Consider the following 18854-nt stretch of genomic DNA (forward strand, 5'->3'; position numbering starts at 1 on the left):
GAAGAGAGACTATGGGAGATTATTATCCAAATTATCATTCATATTTAAATTTATTGCGCGGAGTGCTTAAAGTGATGGAAGAGGATTGGCAGTTAGCTGCCAATGAATTAGGAATTACCCAAGCAGAGCAGCATATTCTCTGGATTATATACATGGAACACAAAGCTACCATGTCCAAAGTAGCTGAAATAGGTTTATGGGATTTATCCACTGTCATGCAAATTATTAAGAGGTTAAAAGGAAAGCAGTTGGTGAAGATAGAAAAAAATGAAAATGATTTGCGTGTTTCTTATGTCACTCTTACAGAAAAGGGAGAAGAAATAAGAAAACTTTCTGGTGAAAAATCTCATCGCTTTCTACAGTTTATAGAAGAGTATGCAAACAGCAACAATGGGTTTTTAGAGCAGTTTCATTCTTTTTTGCAAAAAGCTAATGGCCATTTTCACGGTCAAAATTTTGTGAGCTGGGTGGAAAAGACGAGCAGCACAATAAACGAATAAACATTTCAGCTGCACCCTTTTTAAGAAGTGATTTTCTCCCCTTTTAGGGGGTTTTTTGTGGCAAGGAGGATAGAAATGGAACGGGAATGGAAAGGAAAAGTTATATTTCATGTAGACATTAATAGTTTTTATGCCTCGGTAGAAAAAGTACACGATCCTTCCTTAACAGGAAAACCTTTAGCAATAGCAGGTAATCCAAAAGAACGAAGAGGGATAGTGGTTACGGCAAGTTATGAAGCGAGAGCTTATGGTGTGAAAACTACAATGCCTGTGCGGGAAGCTAGAAAAAAATGTCCCAGCTTAATTATCCGTCCTCCTGATTTTGAAAAATACAGAGAAGCCTCAAGAGAAATGTTCCATTTCTTAGCAGAATACACCGAGCTTGTAGAGCCTGTTTCTATCGATGAAGGCTACATGGATATGACGCTTCCTTTTAAAGAAGGCCAAACTGTTCAGAATGCATATGATTTACAAAACAGGATGCAAAGAGAGTTAGGATTGCCTTGCAGCATTGGAATAGCTCCTAATAAATTTTTAGCAAAGATGGCAAGTGACATGAAAAAGCCGTTAGGAATTACTGTACTTAGAAAAAGAGAGCTTTCTCAAAAATTATGGCCTCTCCCAATTGAAGAAATGCATGGTGTCGGTTATAAAACAGCAGAAAAATTAAAACAATGGAACATTTTTACCATAGGTGATTTAGCATCATATTCTTCCTCTTCACTGGAGGGAAGGTTTGGCGTGAAAGGAAAAAAATTATACGAACGTGCTAATGGGATCGATCACCGAGAAGTCGACCCAGAAGCTGCCAAAGAAGTGAAAAGTGTAGGGAACTCAAAAACATTATCGGCAGATGTTCAAGATAGAGATGAACTAAGGAAGGTGCTCGAAGTTCTTTCTAACAAAGTAGAAGAAAGAATGAAACAAAAAGAAGTGTGTTCAGCCAACATACAATTAATGATCAGGTACAGCGATCGAAAAACTATAACAAGAAGCAAGAAACTTCCAAATCCTTTATTTTCTTCTGTAGAAATAAATAGACAGGCATCTGAATTATTGGATAAACATTGGAATGGGAACCCTGTTCGGTTAATAGGAGTGACAGCACTGAATGTTGTTCCTGTTTCTGAATCTTATCAACAGCTTGACTTGTTTTCATATAAAAAAGAAGAAAAGGAAGCCAAACTATCAGAAATAATTGCCAAGCTGACAAATAAATATGGAAATCACATGGTTTTTAAAGGCAACCATTTTAAAAAATGAGCTGGTGTATAAGCACCAGCTTTTTTAAAACAGTTAATTGGATTCCTACGCGACAATCCGAGTTTTTTAATAAAGAAGGTTTGAGGATAAGCGTAGTACACCGTGGAAATAAATATTTCTAGTCCGTAAGTCTGATAAATATAGTTTAAATACAGCCGATATTATTATTAGAGTAATCGAACGGGGTGAACACCATGAAATTGTTATCCAATTTTTTTGCTGCCCAAAATAAGGATGCATCTTTACCTTTAAGAGAAGGGTCGGTATACCGGGCAAATATATTAGAACGGAACGGAAATAATGAGGCAATTATCAATTTGCGAAACACAAAAATCAAAACATTTTTTCAAGGAAGCGTGCCTCAGCAAAATAACGTTGCTTTTCAAGTGATGGGAAGAAAGGAAGGAGAACTCCTGGTACGTGCGATCTCATCTGACTCGAATGCAGGTGGGAAAACTAATGGAGTATCTATTTCTGCTATTTTAAAAAACTTAGGAGTTGTTCAGCCTTCTAATGCAGTGAAGAACGGAGCAGGAATTTTACTGCAGACAGGTACAGCACTTACGAAATCTGCAGCTCATTCTCTGCAGAATTTTATGGATAAGGAAACAGGAACGACGGAGCAGAAGCTGCCGACAGTACAAACTGCAGCTTCTAAAGGAATAGATATAACGGAAAATAATCTCCGCTATATTCATGAGACCTTACACAGTAAAAGCGCTGTTGATTTTATGAAGGGCCTTACAGATACGGTCAACTCCTCCGAGCGAGCTCAAACACAATTATCAGGTGATGATGTAAATGAGGCAGTGAAAAACGCAGTACGTACGACAGCAGCAAATGATAAAGCAGGATTTAACGATATCCTGCAAAATATCCGTACTCAGCTGCAAGAAAATGATGATCCAGCTGCTGCTATAAAACAGACGAGAGAAAAAATTGTAAACCATTCAGTGTTAACAAAAGCACAGGTGAAAGAAGTAGAAAAGGGAGTAAATGAGGCAGAACATCATCTTTCAAAGGGCAACGCTAGTAAAGCAAAAAATGTGTTCGTAAACACCTTAAATACGATAGAACGTGAAATAAAAGCTGAAGTATCTAATTCCTCTTTGAAAGAAAACGTACAAGATATTAGGCGGCAGTTAAATAATGGCTCCATTGATAATGCTGTTAAAAATATTCAACGCCGTGTCCTAAATCACCCTGAGCTTACACAAGAACAGTCTGCTCACTTGAAAAAAGTTATCAAAGGGACAGAGCATTTAAACAAAGCCGGACAGGAAAGGCTCAATGAAGCTTTACGTACTATAGAAAAAGGTTCATCAAATAAAGAAAGTATTTCGTCAAAGGAACAGGTTGAAGAAGCATTGCAAAAGCTGCGGTCGGAACTAAAAAATGGAGTTTCTATAGAAAAAGCTCTACAAACAATTAGAGATGAATTTACAAGCAAATCTATTACTCCCTCGGATAAAGAGTCGATTTACCATCAAGTTCGTCAAGTACTGGGAGCCGCAGGGACCAAAACAGAAGCAGCAGAAGAAGTTCTAAAATTTTTAAAGCAAGCACAACAGTTAAGTAAAGCGGGAAAGGAGCGGGTATTGGATGTACTCCGACAAATAGAGCTGTCGGCAGGGAAAATAGAGAACACTAGTTATCAAGAAAACATTTCTTCCTTTAAAACGAATGTGACCCAGGAACCTGACATGGCTAAAGTATTAAATCAGCTCCGAAGTGAATGGCTTTCGTCCTTATCAGGCAATGTTAAAAATGCAGCTTCAGAAAATATAAATCAAGCTCAAATCTTATTCGATCAAGGAAAAGAACTGGCTTCAAGACAGCAAATTTATGAGTTTCTTAAAGACCTTACGAAAGATAAGCACATAATTGATCGGGGTGTCAATGAAAGCAGAGTATCTTCCTATGCTTTAAATGAGTACCTGCATAGTTCAGCACCGTTTGAATCAAAACAATTGCTTGAAACAAGGGTTACAGAAAAGCTAATAAAAGTGACCATGGATTTCAAACAAATCAAGCAGGATACGTTAAAGCAATTAGAGCAAGCTTCTAAATTAATAAATCAGGACAAACAATCAGCTCCTCAAGTGAAACAAATAGTAGAAGCAGCAATTAAAAAATTGGACCGGACGATTTTAAGAAGCGATGTGATGCTGTTTACTGACATGAAAACAGAACGAAAATTACTTCAGGCGAGCGGACAGCTAGCTGAAGCAAAACAGCTGCTTGGCAAAGGGAATGTTGCGGAAACTCAAAAGATAGTAAGAGAGGTACAGGAGTCTGTAGATAAATTACAATTTAAACCGACTGAACAGAAAATAAAGCATTTTGTGACAAGAGAAGAAGGGCTGTTTTCAGGAAAACCTGCAGCAAGTGCTTTTCAACTCACTTCTGATCAAGCCCGGACTGTTATGCAAGATCCTTCTTCGAGGCAAGTGTTTGAACTTGTTCGCTGCCTCGGACTGAACCGAGAAAGCGAGATTGGACAAATGCTATCTTCTTCAAATAAGGAACAGAATAGCCAGCAGCATCAAAACCAGCAAAATATGAAAGATGCCTTGCTTCACCTTATGAAAAATGAGGAAGAAGGCAGTAAAATACAACAAAAAGCAAATCAAGCGTTGGCAAATTTAACGGGTCAGCAGTTAATGAGTAAACCAGATCAAGGTAATAGTTTGCAGCATTTATTATTTAACCTGCCTGTCAACATAAAAGATCAAATTCAGCAGTTGCAAGTTTATGTTCAGTCCAGACAAGAAGGAGACCAGCTCGACTGGGAAAATTGTAATTTATATTTCCTTATTGAAACGCCGTCATTAGGAGAAACAGGGATAATGGTGCAGGCTTTTGAACGTCAATTATCGGTGAGATTAAAAAATGATCAAGAAGACTTTTCGAATATGATGAGCCCGCTTGTTAAGAAAACTACGGAAGCATTAAGTGAGCTGGGTTATACCATAAGTGATATTAAGTACCAGCCCTTAAGCAGATTGGAAAGTGATGAGCAATTTAACGAAGAGGAAAACGATGCAGTGTTTTTACCTTTTTACACGGAGAAAGGGTTTGATTATAAGGTATGATGATTTCAAATTATTATAATCACAAGCAGCGCAAGTTAAAAAACGGTCCCACAGCTGCTGTTATTAAATATGAGGAGGGAGATGCTCCCAAAGTAACTGTACATGGCAGAGGAGATGTGGCACGCCATATTTTATCTTTGGCTGAACAGAATAATATTCATATGCAGGAAGATCCCGGTCTATTAGAAAATTTGTTAGATATGGACCTCGGGGAAAATGTACCGCCGCAGCTTTATTCCGTGATAGCAGAAATTTTACTTTTAATAGAAGAAATGGAAAAAAGCATTAAAGCATAAATAGTAAAGTCGATATGAAATATTAGATACACCCGAAAGGGGAAAAAACATGAGCTTTTTATCAGAAGAATTTCTACAGCAAAAAACCTCTCAAGAATTGACGATGCTCTTGTATGAAGCATGTGAGCGTAATATAGAAGAAGCTGTTTCTTCTATACAAGAAAAGAATTTTATGAAAGCGAACCGCAAGTTCCAGCGAGCCATAGATATTTTAGAACGTTTAGGGGCCGGCTTAAATTATGAAGCCGGTATAATCGCAGAAGAACTCGATGCTTTATATAATTACATGAATGATCAATTAATAGCGGCCAATCTAAAGAAAGATAAAGAAACCGCTCAGCATGTATTAAAAATATTAAAAAGAATCTCTGTTTCTTGGAATAGTGCGATGAAGACACAAACGGATAAACAAACAAAACTGTCCCGCGCAAGAACCATTTCATACGAACAAAACATGATGTATGATAAATAAATTTTAAGAGGAGTAGGACATGAAAATTAATAATAATATTCAAGCTCTAAACGCTTATCGAAATTTAAGTAACAACCAAAAACAAGTCTCTAAAAACTTAGAAAAACTGTCATCCGGCCTGCGTATTAACCGGGCAGCAGACGATGCAGCTGGTCTTGCTATCTCTGAAAAAATGCGATCTCAAATTAGAGGGTTAAAACAAGCAGAACGAAACGCAATGGATGGAATTTCTCTCATCCAGACGTCTGAAGGTGCTATGCAGGAAATACACTCGATGCTGCAGAGAATGCGTGAACTGTCGGTACAGGCCGCTAATGATACGAACACTGACGGGGACCGAGAGCAGCTGCAAGAAGAAATAGAAGCTTTAATAGACGAAATTGACAGCATATCTGAAAAAACTGAATTTAATACAAAAGAGTTGCTTGATGGTTCAGCAAATGAGCTTAACTTTCAAATAGGTGCAAATTCCGATCAGCAGGTAACAGTTAGTATCACAGGATTGAGTTCTGAGGATATTGGCATTAGTGGAGTAGACATTACTGATGACGCTGAAGATGCAATTAATACTTTTGACGATGCAATTGAGACGGTATCATCAGCGAGAGCGGAACTCGGTGCAATTCAGAACCGGCTGGAACATACAATCAATAATCTGCAGGTAACACATGAAAATCTCACTTCTTCAGAATCAAGAATCCGTGATGCTGATATGGCTGAAGAAATGACAGAATTGACTCGAAATAATATTATTAACCAATCGGCAACAGCGATGCTTGCCCAAACCAACCAGCTTCCACAGGGAGTTTTGCAGCTGCTTCAATAAGTGTGAAAAAAACCGGACCTTACTTCTCCGGATTTTTTCTATGAAAATATTTCTTATCTTTACGATTGGATATAGTAAAATCAATGAAGAGATATAAGTAAAGGTCGTGACGTTCATGGATATTCAAAAGGTCATGCAAACCGGCGTCCATCCGCCGTCTTCAAAAACAAAAGAGACTGCCCGGACAAGTGTCTCATTTACAGAAATTATGGACCAAAGACGTCAGGAAAAAGCATATGACCGATTTAACAAAATGATTGAAAAAATTGATGATCAGGGAAAAGTATTAGCCGAAACCCGAACGGTGGAAGAACTTCGAAAATATAAACAGCTTGTAAAAGATTTTATGAAGGAAGCTGTCGATCATGGTTTACATTTAGAGGAAAAAAGAGGGTTTAACAGAAGAGGAAGAACAAAAATATATAAAGTAGTAGAAGAAGTAGACCATAAATTGCTTGATTTAACAAATGCGGTAATGGAAAAAGAAAAAAAAGGCATAGAAATTCTTGATAAGGTCGGAGAAATCAGAGGCCTGCTCGTTAACCTTTATGCCTGATAAAGGGAGAACTATTTCATTGAAATGGTTCTTTTATTATAAATAAAGAGGGCTAAAAACATCATGATGAGAAGGCGTTTCCATATAGAGAAAAAGCATGAAAATGGAATAAAGTAAAAGGTGATTTTACAAACAAGGGTATAATAAATAAATTTATTGCATATTAGATTATATTAAAGATTGCAAAATGCTTCTATCTTTCATAAGATACAGGTTATGCTTCAAACGAAGGGAGTTGTTAACTTTTACCTGGAGACGTAATATGATTTTTCATGATTATTTCACAGGTTGTTAACCCTTTTCAGCTGAAAGCAGTGTATAGTTAAAGTGCCATGGGTATAAAATAAAAGGATAAGGAAGTGTCAATGTGATAGTACATGACCTGGTGGAAGCAAAAGAGTATTTCGAGAATGAAACGAAGAATGATTATTTAGTTCTGTATGAGAAGTTTCAAAACAGCAAATGCGATTTTGAAAAAAACGGACGTTTTTGCATTAAGGAAGCAGATGAAAAAGAAGTTGTGCAAATCTTGCACGGCCGAGAAGATGATACGTTATATTGTATAAAAAATTATGACCTTAATGATTTTTCATCTGTAGAAGCCATTCTCGAAAAAGTGAAAGTTGAACATCAAGAAATTTTTGCATAGCTTCACACCTTTAATATATATAAATCGCTGCCATAGTAAAACGGCAGCGGTTTTTTGTTGTTTAGGAAATTATATTTTTCGAATTGTGGATAACTATCTCCTTACTGTTTGATTAGCGTCTAGCTTCAGCGCCCAGCCTCTCGGGGTTAAATAACCTCCAGTCATGAAAGGCAAAGAGCGCCTTTATTGCCTGGAGAACATTTACCTGTCGAGGCTTACCAGGGCGCTTGCGCTTTTGTTCTTAGATAACTTTAGCTAAAGGCAGAATTTTCTGCTTAATGCTTTCAGAAAGGAGTAAAGCAAAGTATAATAAGGAAAAAAGGAGCAGTAGTTATAATGAAAATTGGTGTATTATTTGTCTGTCTTGGAAACATTTGCCGTTCTCCTATAGCAGAAGCTGTTTTTAGAAAAAAAGTAAACGAGAAAGGCTTAGCGAAAGAAATACTAATAGATTCAGCAGGTACAGGTCGTTGGCACATAGGAAAGCCTCCGCATGAAGGGACAAAAAAAATACTTAGGAAAAACAACATAAGGTATGATGGAATAAAGGCTAGACAGATTAATAAAGACGATTACAGTACTTTTACTTATATTATTTCAATGGATGAACGCAATATGTCTGATGCTGGATTAAACGATAATGGAAAGGATAAAAAGTATGCAGGCAAGCTTCTTGATTTCCACCCTGATTTAAAAGGTGAAGACGTTCCTGACCCTTATTTTATAGGAAATTTTGAAGAAGTGTATAATATGGTGGAAGTAAGCTGCAGCCACTTATTAGATTGGGTTCGGAGAAGAGAAAATTTATGATTACTTTTATTAACGAGGCCTTGAATGAAGCGGGAATAAGAGAAAAAGCAGAAAGCATACAACCGGTATCTGGCGGAAGCATTAGTACAGCTTATTTCGTACATACTAGCAGTCAAACATATTTTGTGAAATGGCATGAGGAAGCCCCTGCTGACTTTTTTTAGACAAGAAGCGTTAGGACTTCACTTTTTAGAAGAAGCTAAAGCTCTTTTAGTACCGCATGTTTATGGGTGGGGAAAAAAGTATATTGTCATGGAAACTGTAAAGGGACAGTCAGTTCCTCAAACAGAGGAAGAGCTTGGCCGGGGGATAGCAATCTTACACTCCACCAGCGGGTCGTTTTTTGGATTAGAAGAAGACAATTTTATTGGAGAGTTACCTCAGGTGAATGGCTGGGAAGCCTCATGGGTGGAATTTTTACGGTACAAAAGGCTGCAGCCTCAAATAGAACTAGCTAGCTAGATCTCTTCGACGCCTCTCAAAACAACGTGATAAAAAAGCTCTTTATGTATTGGATCATCTTAGTGACTGGATTCCTGATCATCAGCATCCCGTCAAACTTCACGGAGATCTTTGGGGAGGAAATTGGCTCCCCGGAAAGGATGGCCGCCCCTATTTTATTGATCCAGCGGTTTGGTATGGCGATCATGAGTTTGAATTAGCTTTCACCCATTTGTTTGGAGGGTTTTCAAAAAGAGTATATGATGCCTATCAGGAAATAAAAAATATAGAAGTTTCATTTGAAGACAGAAAACCATTATATCAGCTTTACTATTTACTCGTTCATCTAAACATTTTTGAAGAAAGCTATGGAAGTTCTGTAGATCGCATTTTATCAAAATACGCTAAATGAAGGAAAGCTATTGCAATAAACATAAAGTTGCGATAGCTTTTTTTATGTTGGTTTAAGTAAATTTTACAGTCAAATAAGAAAAACTAAAGGCAGAAGCTGACACCGCAGCATCTCTCATTTTTAAGCGTTTTTCTATCCAGGGCAGTAAAGCCAAGTAAAGCAACAACAGGGAAAGTTTATGAAAATTGAAAATAGGAACGAAGAAAGCAACAGAACAGAGGTGAAAGTTCAATGCTTAACGAATGGAAAAGAGTAATGAAAGCAAGAAAATAGAGTGAAGAAAAACGAATCATTTTTACCAACCTGGCATGCTTATCTGGGCTATCGTTTTGATTTATTTGACTACTTTAAAAAGCCGGCAGACCCAAAACTAGTAGCAGACACATATCAGTTAGATCACAGTCTTCTTGATTCTCGATATGGGCTGTGGATATGGAGGGTATTTAGAACGGATTTATGAAAAAAACCTAACATCTCGTTAACTGGGATTGAAGTTCATGAAGATATTTATGAAGAGGCGATAAAAAGGTTTGAAAACACAGACGTGGTTATTCAACATGGCGATTTTCAAGAGTGCCATTTGACGGGAAACCCTTTCGATATGGTGATAATGAATAATGTGTTGTATTATTTTTCATTAGAAAAACGGCAGGCATTATTTCATCAAGTCAGCTCTTCTATGAATAAAGGCGGCACGTTAATTGTAATCTCACCTGTTCATGCTGCTGAATATGGAAAAGCTTTCTCTGCTGCCTTTAATAGTTTTATGAGTGCCCACAAAAATTTATTTCAGCTTCCTTCTTCTAAAGAAATTAAGCAATACGGAAAAAAGCAGGCTTAAAGCTAAAAAATTGAGCCTGTTGTTAAGGAAGGCGGCTGGTATATGTTTGAACTAAGAAAATCGTGAAAAATAAGATGGCACATTTATACCCTGTCTGAATAGCATGAATTAGTATGTTAGACGGCATACTTTGCTGCAGAGAGGGGTATTTTTATGTGTGGAATAACAGGTTGGCTGCAATTTAATAAAGATATGAAACAAGAACAAGCACAAATAAATAAGATGACCAAAACCCTTTATTATCGAGGCCCCGATGAACAAAACACATATAGCAGTAATCATATCCTTTTCGGTCATTCAAGATTAATTGTTATTGATCCTTCTGGCGGAAAACAACCAATGGTTAAAGAACATAACTGCAGACGATATGTGATGGTTTACAACGGAGAATTATATAATACAGACGCTTTACGTAGTCAGCTGAAAAAGGCAGGCCATACATTTGCTTCCCATTCAGACACTGAGGTCGTGCTAACTTCTTATATTGAATGGGGAAGCAGCTGCGTTGAGAAGATGAATGGCATTTTCGCTTTTGCCATTTGGGACGATAAAAATGAGAGCCTTTATTTAGCGAGAGACCGTTTAGGGGTAAAGCCGCTATTTTATACAGAAAACAGTGATGGGTTTATATTTGGTTCAGAAATAAAAGCACTGCTCGCTCACCGTAGTGTAAAACCAGTCATAAAAGAAGAAGGTTTATTGGACTTGTTTAGTTTAGGACCCTCTAGAACCCCGGGCTCTGGTATTTACGACGGTATAAAAGAATTAAAACCAGCTCATATTATGCAAGTATCAAAACAAGGCAAAAAAATAACGCGTTATTGGAATGTACAGAGCAGGCCGCACCGTGATACTTTAGAGGAGACATCAGAAAGAATAAAAATGTTAGTTTATCAAGCTGCAAAAAGGCAGCTAATAGCAGATAAACCGGTAAGCACCTTTTTATCTGGAGGGTTAGATTCAAGTGCTTTAACGGCTATAGCTTCGAAAGAATACGGAGAAGAACTGCATACCTATTCTATTGACTATGAAGATAATAAAAAACACTTCAAATCAAACGATTTCCAGCCCGACAGTGACCAAGCTTATATTGAAAAAATGAAAAATACGTTTCAAACAAATCATCATTACGAAACTATTACCATTGAAGCGTTAGCAGAAACATTAAAAGAAGCAGTTACAGCAAGAGACCTCCCAGGAATGGCAGATATCGATTCATCCTTATTTTGGTTTTGCAGAAAAATAAAACAACAGGCAGTAGTTGCTTTGTCAGGAGAATGTGCAGATGAAATTTTCGGAGGCTATCCTTGGTTTTATAAAGAAGAATTATTAAAAAGGCAGGGGTTCCCATGGATAGATTCTCTACCTGAAAGGCATCAATTGCTAAATGATAAATGGCGCAAGCAGTTGAATATGAAAGAGTATGCTCTAAACAGATACACAGATACAGTAAAAGAAACACCTTACTCCGCTAATGACACGGAAACAGAAAAACAGCATAAGGAAATGTTTTATTTAAATATGAATTGGTTTATGTCAACATTGTTAGAAAGAAAAGACCGCATGAGTATGAGAGCAAGTCTAGAAGTGAGGGTTCCATTTGCAGATCATGAGCTAGTAGAATATATATGGAATGTTCCTTCAGATTGGAAAAGATTAGGCGGGATGGAAAAAGGCATATTAAGAAAAGCTTTAGAAGGTGTCCTTCCAGACGATGTGTTATACCGCAAGAAAAATCCTTATCCAAAAACTCACCACCCAAAATATACAGCAATAATGACCAAAAAAATAAACGAAATTATCTTAAGTAAGGATGCACCTTTATATGAACTTATTGATCCTGAAAAGTTAAAAAAACTAGCAGATAGTGCTTCATTTCAAGTACCGTGGTTTGGCCAGCTGATGACCGGACCACAGCTGCTGGCTTATTTATGGCAAGTTAACTATTGGCTTGATTCGTACAACATTACTATCAAATAAGTAAAAGCTGCCTGTTTTTTATCTGCGTGTAAAAACAGGCAGTTTTTTTATTAACAAGTAAATAAGGTTTGAAGTTTCATATAATTATAAAGCAAACGAGCCTGTTTGCCCTCTTGCGTATATGGATTTTGAAGATAAAGTAATCGATGCATAAATAATTGATCGCAAGCACAGCCTGGTCCAAAGTATTTGTAACAATAATCATGTTCTCTGCATGCAGCGTCTACCGCATTGACGGGTGCTCCTGGTCCGCTGCAGCCTGGACCGCACCAGTTATAACCGGGAAATACACAAAATCGAGGAAAAAAACCTCTGTTAGTATTTAATGTCATAGAAACCTCACCATACCTTTGTTTCTTCATCAAGGGAAATCAGAAGATGACTTTTCAAGGAAAAAGTAAAAAGGCTTGTTATGGTATGCTATGAGGTTCGATTGGTTTGGTGAAAAAAATATCCATATTCGCCCTGTCAAATAATGAACCCGGTACATATATTAATCCTGACAACACAAAAAAGGAGGAAATTAACATGTCTGGTGGATACGGATATGGAGGCGGTTTTGCGTTAATCGTCGTTCTGTTTATCTTATTAATAATTGTAGGAGCAGCTTGGGGTTACGGCGGTTATTAAGAATCAATAAAAGAAAAGGACTGTTCCGCTTAACTGGAACAGTCCTTCTCTATGCTTTCTATATAAAAAAGAGAGCAAATAAAAAGCCGGAGTATGGATAATTACCCTCCAGCCTTTTAATTAAGTGGTTAAAACCAAGAAAATTTTGGTCTGCTGCTTTCTTTCGTCTCATTTTCCTCATTATCATCATCTTCTGCATTTGAAGGTTCGGGCTGTCTCCCAAATAATAGCTCATTCCAAGGATCTCTGTTAATTGGCTTCTTTTCTGATTGTTCGTCGCTCTTCGTGCTGTTTGAGTTATCAGCTTCCTCTTTTAAAAAAGGAGAAGAAAATAATGTATCTGGTTTGTTATCCATTCTTTCACTCCGTTCTTCAACTTTTAATGATGAATTCATTCATTCTCACTATATTCAATAAAAACAAGGGTGAGTAGGCAGTTGATGTTTGTATTTTTACATTAATGTGAAAAATATAAGCTGCCCTGACTTTTATAGGGCAGCTTTGCTGAGAGAGATATAATATAATAATGTTTATTTACCACTGCAATTCTGCTATCTGATTGTTATACTTTACCTTATGAATAAAGTAAATAATTGGGAAGGTAAATGACTAGTGTTTACATAAAAATAGTCTGGGGATTTTCCATCTAAAAAGCGAAGTTTTATTAATAAGCGTTTGCTGTATCCATGGAAAAGGGTAAGTTGATAAAATACAACTTATAATATATGGGTGTTGGAAAAATAAATGCAAAGTGATACAGATAAATTAAAATGGTTATATAGAGCATTTTCTATACTAATACTTTTTAGCTGTTTGTATCTTTTTTTTGAGATTGCTGATTATCTTGATACAGAAAAGTTGATCCAGTTTGATCGAGCCGTTATGGAAAAAATGCCGTTTTTCCATTCGGAGATAATAATTGCAGTATTTTCATTTCTAACTTCATTAGCATCTGTTTCTTTTACGAGCACAGTAACTCCAATTATCGGTATATTTTTAATGTTCATCAAAAAAAGAACCGAAGGAGTCATCCTTTTACTGTCAGTTGGAGGAGGCGGACTTTTGAATTATGTTCTCAAATCAATTTATGAGAGACAAAGGCCTGATTTTGAACGAGTGATTGAAGCTTCTGGATTTAGTTTTCCGAGCGGCCATGCCATGAATGCTGTTACTTTTTATGGAATGCTTGCGATGATTTTATTTTTTATTGTACAGAAAGAAAAAATGAAAATTGTAGTCTGTGTGGGTTTTAGCATACTGATTCTTTTAATTGGTGTAAGCAGGGTTTATTTAGGGGTGCATTATGTAAGTGATATTCTAGCTGGTTATCTAGCTGGTTTAGCCTGGCTGATTGCAATGTTATTAATATATCGTTCCATTTTATTAGAGAGGAAGTTATAAAAGTATAAGAGTGGTTTTTATTGCGCTGAAAAAAGGAATGGCTTATGATAGCATAGTGTTTCAAATACAAGATTTTTGGCTATACATTGAAAAAGAGGTGAAAGTAAATGTTAAAAAAGCTGTTTGGAAAAAAGGAAGAACCTAAAGACGTAGTTATTGCTTCTCCTGCTAATGGTAAATTTGTTGATTTAACTGATGTTCCTGATCCTACTTTTTCTGAAAAAATGATGGGTGATGGTTTTGCTGTTGAACCTTCTGAAGGGAAAATTGTTTCTCCAGTTGATGGTAAAGTCGTACAGGTCTTTCCAACAAAGCATGCGGTTGGTATTAAATCAAATGAGGGGCTGGATGTGCTTCTTCATATAGGGCTTGAAACAGTTTCCATGAATGGAGAAGGCTTTGAAGGACGGGTCAGTGAAGGGGATAAGGTGAAAGCTGGTGATGTATTAGTAGAGTTTTCTTTAGACGAAGTGAAAGAAAAAGCGAAAAGCACGATTACCCCAGTTGTTTTCACTGAAGGCGATCAGGTAGATAATATTAGCCGAAAAGAAGTAAGTGACCTAACAGCAGGTGAAACGGAGATTATGACAATTACTGTAAAAAGTTAAAAATAAACGGAAGAGCTGGTTTGAAATCTGCAAGTGTCTATTCAAGGTGCTTGCAGATTTTCCTTTAAAAAAGAACCGCTTTTCCTTAAAATAAGAATCATTAAGAAATTGTAAATGGAGAGGGACGTCATGGTTATACAAAAAGTATTAAATCATAATGCTGCCATAGTACTTCATAATCAAGAAGAAAAAGTCGCTATTGGCTCTGGAGTGGCTTTTCAAAAAAAGAAGCACGACTCAATTGATCCAGCAAAAATTGAAAAACTTTTTGTACACAATAAAAAAAGTCAAAATCCGTTTGCTGATTTATTAGCTAAAACGCAAAATGACGATATAAAATTAGTACAAGAGATAGTTAATTGGCTTGAAACAGAACTTAAAAAGGAGTTGGACAGCCATACTTACGCCCTTTTTTTTGATCATTTAGTTCATTTAATGAAAAGGCTTAAGCAAGATATAAAAATTAATAATCACCTGCTTCAGGAAATAAAAACGCTTTATCCCGAAGCGTTTCGGCTTGCCGAAGAAACTGCCAGGAAGATTGCAATGTCAGTCGGCAAAACTATACCTCAAGATGAAATAGGATTTTTAGCGCTGCATTTATATGAAGCTGATAAAAAACAAACTTCCCCGCGATCCATCAAGGAACATACAGAAGCACTTTATTATATGGTTAACGTTATGGAAGAAGAATTAAATACTGTTTTTCCAAAAAATACGATTGCATATGAAGGGCTGATCAGCCATCTCCATGTTACAGTTAAAGCGGCAGAACAAGAACACGAACTTACAAGAGCTCCAGCTGAATTAATAGAAATGATGAAAATGGGTTATCCCAAAGCATATCGAGCTGCAGAAATGGCAGTGTCTGCTTTTCAAAACCGTTATAAGTTAAATATTCCCGAGGATGAAAGTGTTTATATTGCAATGCACCTTCAACGTTTAATAAACAGAAGAATGAAGCGCTGAGATAAGCTTATAAGTCTGTCTATTCCCAGTGGTCAAATGTCTCTTCATGTGCTATACTATGTGTCATCATTTTAATCGAAAAAATGTTTAAATTATTTGAGAAATTTTGTACGTAAAGTGGGGGAATCGTATTGGCAGCTAGAGTGAAGTTGTATGATACAACATTACGTGATGGCACTCAAGGGGAAGGAATCAGCTTATCAGTTGATGATAAGTTAAAAATAGCAAATAAATTAGATCAACTGGGTGTTCATTATATTGAAGGCGGCTGGCCCGGAAGCAACCCAAAAGATATGAACTTTTTTGAATGTGCAAAAGGGTTGTCCTTAGAACAAGCGGTCATAACGGCGTTTGGAAGTACCTGCAGGCCTGAAGTTGAGGCAGAAAAAGATCCTAATTTAAAGAGAATTTTAGAAAGTGGAGTTCAAGCTGCTGCGATTTTTGGGAAAACATGGGACTTTCATGTGGAAGAAGCCCTTCAAACTTCTTTGGAAGAGAATGTAAAGATGATATATGACTCCGTTCGATTTTTAAAAGAAAACGGGTTAGAAGTAATATTTGACGCGGAGCATTTTTTTGATGGCTATAAAAATAAAAAAGAATATGCTTTACGGACTGTAATGGCAGCAGAAGAAGCAGGAGCAGATTGTGTAACACTTTGTGACACAAATGGGGGATCACTTCCTTCTGAAATAGCTTCTATATTATCAGAAGTACAAGAAAAGCTGACCGTTGATCTCGGTATCCACTGCCATAACGATGGAGAACTGGGGGTAGCTAATACACTTGAGGCTGTTAAAGCGGGAGCAATCCATATTCAGGGTACGATAAACGGCTATGGAGAACGATGTGGAAACGCAAATTTAGTATCTGTTATTCCTAATCTGCAGTTGAAAATGGGCATTAATTGTGTTTCCGCTGCTCAGTTAAAACAATTAACTGAAGCGGCAAAATACATTCATGAATTAGCAAACCAAACACCACCTAACAGTCAGCCGTTCACGGGCAAAAGCGCTTTTGCTCATAAAGGCGGTATGCATGTAAGCGCTGTGTTAAAGCATCCCGAAACATATGAACATATTTCTCCAGAGGAAATAGGCAATGAAAGAAGAGTGCTGGTATCTGAGCTGTCAGGGCAGAGTAATTTATTATTTAAGGCAGAGGAATTGGGTCTTTCCCTTGATAAAAACAACCCAGCGGTAAAAGATACTATAGACAAAATGAAAATTATGGAGCATAAAGGCTACCAATATGAAGCAGCAGAAGCATCATTTGAACTCCTGATCAGAAATGGTATGGGAGAGAATCATGATTATTTCCAGCTTGACCATTTTAAAATCATTACCCATAAAGAAAAGGAAGGAACCTTTACCACTGAAGCAGTAGTGAAAATGATCATTCAAGATCAGACAGTAATAACGGCAGCTGAAGGAAACGGACCAGTTAATGCTTTAGATCATGCCCTTCGTAAGGCAGTAGGAGAATATTACCCGATCGTACATCAAATGTATTTATCAGATTACAAAGTACGCGTGCTCGATGAAGCAGAAGCTACAGCCTCAACAGTACGAGTTTTAATTGAATCATCGGATGGAAAAGAAACTTGGAGTACAATTGGCGTTTCGGCGAATATTATTGAAGCAAGCTGGCATGCACTGGTTGACAGCATTCGTTACTATTTCATGAAACAGGCAGGCAGACTAGAAGGGGTGAAGTCTTTTCCTTCTATGCCTAAAGAAGGCGTGAAAAATCATTAGAGCATAGAAACAGGGGGAGTAATATGCCGCAACAACTTACGAAGACCGAAGAAAAAGGTTAGCGAATTTGGCGGATGCTTTGTGCCTGAACCATTAAATACAGTCCTTGCCCGATTAGAGGAAGCATTTTTAGAGTATAAAGATGATGTGGCATTTATTCAAGAAAATAATTATTACTTAAAAGAGTATGTAGGAAGAGAAAACCCGCTGACCTATGCAGAACGTTTGACAAAAAAGCTGGGTGGTGCCCGAATATTTTTAAAAAGAGAAGATTTGAACCATACCGGAGCCCATAAGATCAATAATGTTGTTGGACAAATATTACTTGCTAAAAAAATGGGAGCTCATCGGGTGATTGCAGAAACAGGGGCAGGACAGCATGGTGTTGCAACAGCTACTGCTTGTGCAATGATGAATATGGATTGCACAATATATATGGGTAAAGAAGATGTTCGCAGACAAGAATTGAACGTTTTTCGAATGGAATTATTAGGAGCAGAGGTTATTTCTGTTAACAAAGGTGGAGGTCGTTTAAAAGACGCAGTAGATGAAGCATTAACAGATCTTATTGAAAATTATGAGTCCACCTTTTATTTAATTGGTTCTGCCGTTGGTCCTCATCCATACCCGACGATCGTTCATTATTTTCAATCCGTAATCAGTAAGGAGTCAAAAAGGCAGGTACTTGAAAAAGAAGGACGTCTTCCGGATGCTGTTGTCGCCTGTGTTGGAGGCGGTAGTAATGCAATTGGTGCTTTTTCTGCTTACTTGGATGATAAAGAGGTGCGTTTAATTGGGGCGGAGCCGATCGAAGCTGCAACGTTAACACAAGGAAAGCCGGCTGTGTTACATGGATTTAACAGTCTTTGTCTGCAGGACGAAGAAGGAAATCCCCTTCCAACAGAATTGATTGCAGCCGGGCTCGATTACCCGGGAATTGGTCCTGAGCATAGCCACCTCAAAACATCAGGCCGGGCAGAATACGTCACCGTAACAAAAAAAGAGGTTCTTGATTCTTTTCAAGAATTATCCCGTACAGAAGGAATTATTCCAGCACTTGAAAGCGCCCATGCCATTGCCCATGTGATAAAGTTAGCTCCTTCTTTAAATCGTGATAAAATTATTGTAGTAAACTTATCTGGCCGAGGAGATAAAGACGTTGCAGAAGTAAAAAGACTTCTTGAACAATAAGAGCGTAAAATGAACAAAGCCCGGAATCAGTGAACTGCCATAGCTAAATGAGACAGATATAAAACACCTGCTAGGCTGCTTTGACTCCAAACTCTTTTGGAGTAAGGTAGCCTAGTTTTTCTTGTATTCGCTCTTCATTATAGTGTTGAATATATTT

24 protein-coding genes are annotated in these 18854 nt (G+C 37.3%); 21 read left to right on the forward strand and 3 right to left on the reverse strand.

What is annotated here, in order from left to right; all coding sequences use genetic code 11:
* Nucleotides 1-11 precede the first annotated feature (11 nt).
* From ACE1TI_RS12540 to asnB, 15 genes are all read left to right on the forward strand, one after another.
* Nucleotides 12-500, forward strand: a complete 489-nt coding sequence (locus ACE1TI_RS12540; protein WP_375007914.1) for a transcriptional regulator, SarA/Rot family — start codon at nucleotides 12-14, stop codon at nucleotides 498-500.
* 75 nt (nucleotides 501-575) lie between these two features.
* Nucleotides 576-1763, forward strand: coding sequence for a DNA polymerase IV (locus ACE1TI_RS12545; protein ID WP_375007915.1), 1188 nt, complete (start codon nucleotides 576-578; stop codon nucleotides 1761-1763).
* Nucleotides 1764-1957: 194 nt separating this feature from the next.
* Nucleotides 1958-4858: a hypothetical protein gene (locus tag ACE1TI_RS12550; RefSeq protein ID WP_375007916.1), complete on the forward strand. Its 2901-nt coding sequence runs from the start codon at nucleotides 1958-1960 to the stop codon at nucleotides 4856-4858.
* A complete protein-coding gene (locus ACE1TI_RS12555; RefSeq protein WP_375007917.1) occupies nucleotides 4855-5154 on the forward strand; it encodes an EscU/YscU/HrcU family type III secretion system export apparatus switch protein in 300 nt (99 codons plus the stop codon). Before ACE1TI_RS12550 ends, ACE1TI_RS12555 begins: the two co-directional genes overlap by 4 nt.
* A 49-nt stretch (nucleotides 5155-5203) precedes the next feature.
* Entirely contained in the window at nucleotides 5204-5626 is a 423-nt protein-coding gene (fliS, locus tag ACE1TI_RS12560; RefSeq protein WP_375007918.1) for a flagellar export chaperone FliS, read from the forward strand.
* A gap of 19 nt (nucleotides 5627-5645) precedes the next feature.
* Nucleotides 5646-6452: a flagellin N-terminal helical domain-containing protein gene (locus tag ACE1TI_RS12565; protein WP_375007919.1), complete on the forward strand. Its 807-nt coding sequence runs from the start codon at nucleotides 5646-5648 to the stop codon at nucleotides 6450-6452.
* A 115-nt stretch (nucleotides 6453-6567) separates the two neighbouring features.
* Complete coding sequence (locus ACE1TI_RS12570; protein ID WP_375007920.1) at nucleotides 6568-7008, forward strand: YaaR family protein; 441 nt, start codon at nucleotides 6568-6570, stop codon at nucleotides 7006-7008.
* 367 nt (nucleotides 7009-7375) lie between these two features.
* Nucleotides 7376-7657 carry a hypothetical protein gene (locus ACE1TI_RS12575; RefSeq protein WP_375007921.1) on the forward strand — a complete coding sequence of 94 codons (282 nt, stop codon included), beginning with the start codon at nucleotides 7376-7378 and terminating at the stop codon, nucleotides 7655-7657.
* Nucleotides 7658-7993: 336 nt separating this feature from the next.
* Nucleotides 7994-8467 (forward strand): low molecular weight protein-tyrosine-phosphatase, encoded by a 474-nt coding sequence (locus tag ACE1TI_RS12580; protein ID WP_375007922.1) that lies wholly within the window; start codon nucleotides 7994-7996, stop codon nucleotides 8465-8467.
* Nucleotides 8464-8631 carry a fructosamine kinase family protein gene (locus ACE1TI_RS12585; RefSeq protein ID WP_375007923.1) on the forward strand — a complete coding sequence of 56 codons (168 nt, stop codon included), beginning with the start codon at nucleotides 8464-8466 and terminating at the stop codon, nucleotides 8629-8631. The genes ACE1TI_RS12580 and ACE1TI_RS12585 overlap by 4 nt, the downstream gene beginning before the upstream one ends.
* On the forward strand, nucleotides 8603-8929 hold the full coding sequence (locus ACE1TI_RS12590) for a fructosamine kinase family protein (RefSeq protein ID WP_375007924.1): 327 nt from the start codon (nucleotides 8603-8605) through the stop codon (nucleotides 8927-8929). The genes ACE1TI_RS12585 and ACE1TI_RS12590 overlap by 29 nt, the downstream gene beginning before the upstream one ends.
* 49 nt (nucleotides 8930-8978) lie before the next feature.
* Entirely contained in the window at nucleotides 8979-9320 is a 342-nt protein-coding gene (locus tag ACE1TI_RS12595; RefSeq protein WP_375007925.1) for a fructosamine kinase family protein, read from the forward strand.
* Between the two features lie 274 nt (nucleotides 9321-9594).
* Nucleotides 9595-9780 carry a hypothetical protein gene (locus tag ACE1TI_RS12600; protein WP_375007927.1) on the forward strand — a complete coding sequence of 62 codons (186 nt, stop codon included), beginning with the start codon at nucleotides 9595-9597 and terminating at the stop codon, nucleotides 9778-9780.
* Nucleotides 9781-9840: 60 nt separating this feature from the next.
* Nucleotides 9841-10161, forward strand: coding sequence for a methyltransferase (locus ACE1TI_RS12605; protein ID WP_375007936.1), 321 nt, complete (start codon nucleotides 9841-9843; stop codon nucleotides 10159-10161).
* Nucleotides 10162-10314: 153 nt separating this feature from the next.
* Nucleotides 10315-12141, forward strand: a complete 1827-nt coding sequence (gene asnB, locus ACE1TI_RS12610) for an asparagine synthase (glutamine-hydrolyzing) (protein ID WP_375007928.1) — start codon at nucleotides 10315-10317, stop codon at nucleotides 12139-12141.
* A 50-nt stretch (nucleotides 12142-12191) separates the two neighbouring features.
* On the opposite strand, the gene ACE1TI_RS12615 is transcribed toward asnB, so the two are convergent.
* A complete protein-coding gene (locus ACE1TI_RS12615; protein WP_375007929.1) occupies nucleotides 12192-12473 on the reverse strand; it encodes a phospholipase in 282 nt (93 codons plus the stop codon).
* A gap of 196 nt (nucleotides 12474-12669) precedes the next feature.
* Between ACE1TI_RS12615 and ACE1TI_RS12620 the strand changes: the two genes are divergently transcribed.
* Nucleotides 12670-12771 (forward strand): YjcZ family sporulation protein, encoded by a 102-nt coding sequence (locus ACE1TI_RS12620; RefSeq protein ID WP_091579377.1) that lies wholly within the window; start codon nucleotides 12670-12672, stop codon nucleotides 12769-12771.
* Between the two features lie 128 nt (nucleotides 12772-12899).
* Here the strand turns inward: ACE1TI_RS12620 and ACE1TI_RS12625 are convergent, their stop codons facing one another.
* Nucleotides 12900-13127, reverse strand: coding sequence for a hypothetical protein (locus ACE1TI_RS12625; protein ID WP_375007930.1), 228 nt, complete (start codon nucleotides 13125-13127; stop codon nucleotides 12900-12902).
* Nucleotides 13128-13610: 483 nt separating this feature from the next.
* Nucleotides 13611-13778 (reverse strand): hypothetical protein, encoded by a 168-nt coding sequence (locus ACE1TI_RS12630; RefSeq protein WP_375007941.1) that lies wholly within the window; start codon nucleotides 13776-13778, stop codon nucleotides 13611-13613.
* Between ACE1TI_RS12630 and ACE1TI_RS12635 the strand changes: the two genes are divergently transcribed.
* The 5 genes from ACE1TI_RS12635 to trpB all read left to right on the forward strand — a co-directional run bounded on the left by ACE1TI_RS12635 (nucleotide 13753) and on the right by trpB (nucleotide 18697).
* Nucleotides 13753-14172, forward strand: a complete 420-nt coding sequence (locus ACE1TI_RS12635; protein ID WP_483860649.1) for a phosphatase PAP2 family protein — start codon at nucleotides 13753-13755, stop codon at nucleotides 14170-14172. The genes ACE1TI_RS12630 and ACE1TI_RS12635 overlap by 26 nt on opposite strands.
* 107 nt (nucleotides 14173-14279) lie before the next feature.
* Nucleotides 14280-14780 (forward strand): PTS sugar transporter subunit IIA, encoded by a 501-nt coding sequence (locus ACE1TI_RS12640; protein WP_375007931.1) that lies wholly within the window; start codon nucleotides 14280-14282, stop codon nucleotides 14778-14780.
* Nucleotides 14781-14909: 129 nt separating this feature from the next.
* Nucleotides 14910-15749 (forward strand): PRD domain-containing protein, encoded by an 840-nt coding sequence (locus ACE1TI_RS12645; RefSeq protein ID WP_375007932.1) that lies wholly within the window; start codon nucleotides 14910-14912, stop codon nucleotides 15747-15749.
* A 131-nt stretch (nucleotides 15750-15880) separates the two neighbouring features.
* Nucleotides 15881-17506 carry a citramalate synthase gene (gene cimA, locus ACE1TI_RS12650; RefSeq protein WP_375007933.1) on the forward strand — a complete coding sequence of 542 codons (1626 nt, stop codon included), beginning with the start codon at nucleotides 15881-15883 and terminating at the stop codon, nucleotides 17504-17506.
* A gap of 21 nt (nucleotides 17507-17527) precedes the next feature.
* Nucleotides 17528-18697: a tryptophan synthase subunit beta gene (gene trpB, locus ACE1TI_RS12655; protein WP_375007938.1), complete on the forward strand. Its 1170-nt coding sequence runs from the start codon at nucleotides 17528-17530 to the stop codon at nucleotides 18695-18697.
* Nucleotides 18698-18854 lie beyond the last annotated feature (157 nt).

The organism is Alteribacillus sp. JSM 102045, from assembly GCF_041949975.1.
Taxonomy (GTDB): domain Bacteria; phylum Bacillota; class Bacilli; order Bacillales; family Marinococcaceae; genus Alteribacillus.

Excerpts from the sequence above, each read along its gene's own strand:
- ACE1TI_RS12540 (WP_375007914.1), top strand. The coding sequence starts at position 12 with ATGGGAGATTATTATCCAAATTATCATTCATATTTAAATTTATTGCGC.
- ACE1TI_RS12545 (WP_375007915.1), top strand. The coding sequence starts at position 576 with ATGGAACGGGAATGGAAAGGAAAAGTTATATTTCATGTAGACATTAAT.
- ACE1TI_RS12550 (WP_375007916.1), top strand. The coding sequence starts at position 1,958 with ATGAAATTGTTATCCAATTTTTTTGCTGCCCAAAATAAGGATGCATCT.
- ACE1TI_RS12555 (WP_375007917.1), top strand. The coding sequence starts at position 4,855 with ATGATGATTTCAAATTATTATAATCACAAGCAGCGCAAGTTAAAAAAC.
- fliS (WP_375007918.1), top strand. The coding sequence starts at position 5,204 with ATGAGCTTTTTATCAGAAGAATTTCTACAGCAAAAAACCTCTCAAGAA.
- ACE1TI_RS12565 (WP_375007919.1), top strand. The coding sequence starts at position 5,646 with ATGAAAATTAATAATAATATTCAAGCTCTAAACGCTTATCGAAATTTA.
- ACE1TI_RS12570 (WP_375007920.1), top strand. The coding sequence starts at position 6,568 with ATGGATATTCAAAAGGTCATGCAAACCGGCGTCCATCCGCCGTCTTCA.
- ACE1TI_RS12580 (WP_375007922.1), top strand. The coding sequence starts at position 7,994 with ATGAAAATTGGTGTATTATTTGTCTGTCTTGGAAACATTTGCCGTTCT.
- ACE1TI_RS12585 (WP_375007923.1), top strand. The coding sequence starts at position 8,464 with ATGATTACTTTTATTAACGAGGCCTTGAATGAAGCGGGAATAAGAGAA.
- ACE1TI_RS12590 (WP_375007924.1), top strand. The coding sequence starts at position 8,603 with ATGAGGAAGCCCCTGCTGACTTTTTTTAGACAAGAAGCGTTAGGACTT.
- asnB (WP_375007928.1), top strand. The coding sequence starts at position 10,315 with ATGTGTGGAATAACAGGTTGGCTGCAATTTAATAAAGATATGAAACAA.
- ACE1TI_RS12615 (WP_375007929.1), bottom strand. The coding sequence starts at position 12,473 with ATGACATTAAATACTAACAGAGGTTTTTTTCCTCGATTTTGTGTATTT.
- ACE1TI_RS12620 (WP_091579377.1), top strand. The coding sequence starts at position 12,670 with ATGTCTGGTGGATACGGATATGGAGGCGGTTTTGCGTTAATCGTCGTT.
- ACE1TI_RS12625 (WP_375007930.1), bottom strand. The coding sequence starts at position 13,127 with ATGGATAACAAACCAGATACATTATTTTCTTCTCCTTTTTTAAAAGAG.
- ACE1TI_RS12630 (WP_375007941.1), bottom strand. The coding sequence starts at position 13,778 with ATGAACATTAAAAATATACCGATAATTGGAGTTACTGTGCTCGTAAAA.
- ACE1TI_RS12640 (WP_375007931.1), top strand. The coding sequence starts at position 14,280 with ATGTTAAAAAAGCTGTTTGGAAAAAAGGAAGAACCTAAAGACGTAGTT.
- ACE1TI_RS12645 (WP_375007932.1), top strand. The coding sequence starts at position 14,910 with ATGGTTATACAAAAAGTATTAAATCATAATGCTGCCATAGTACTTCAT.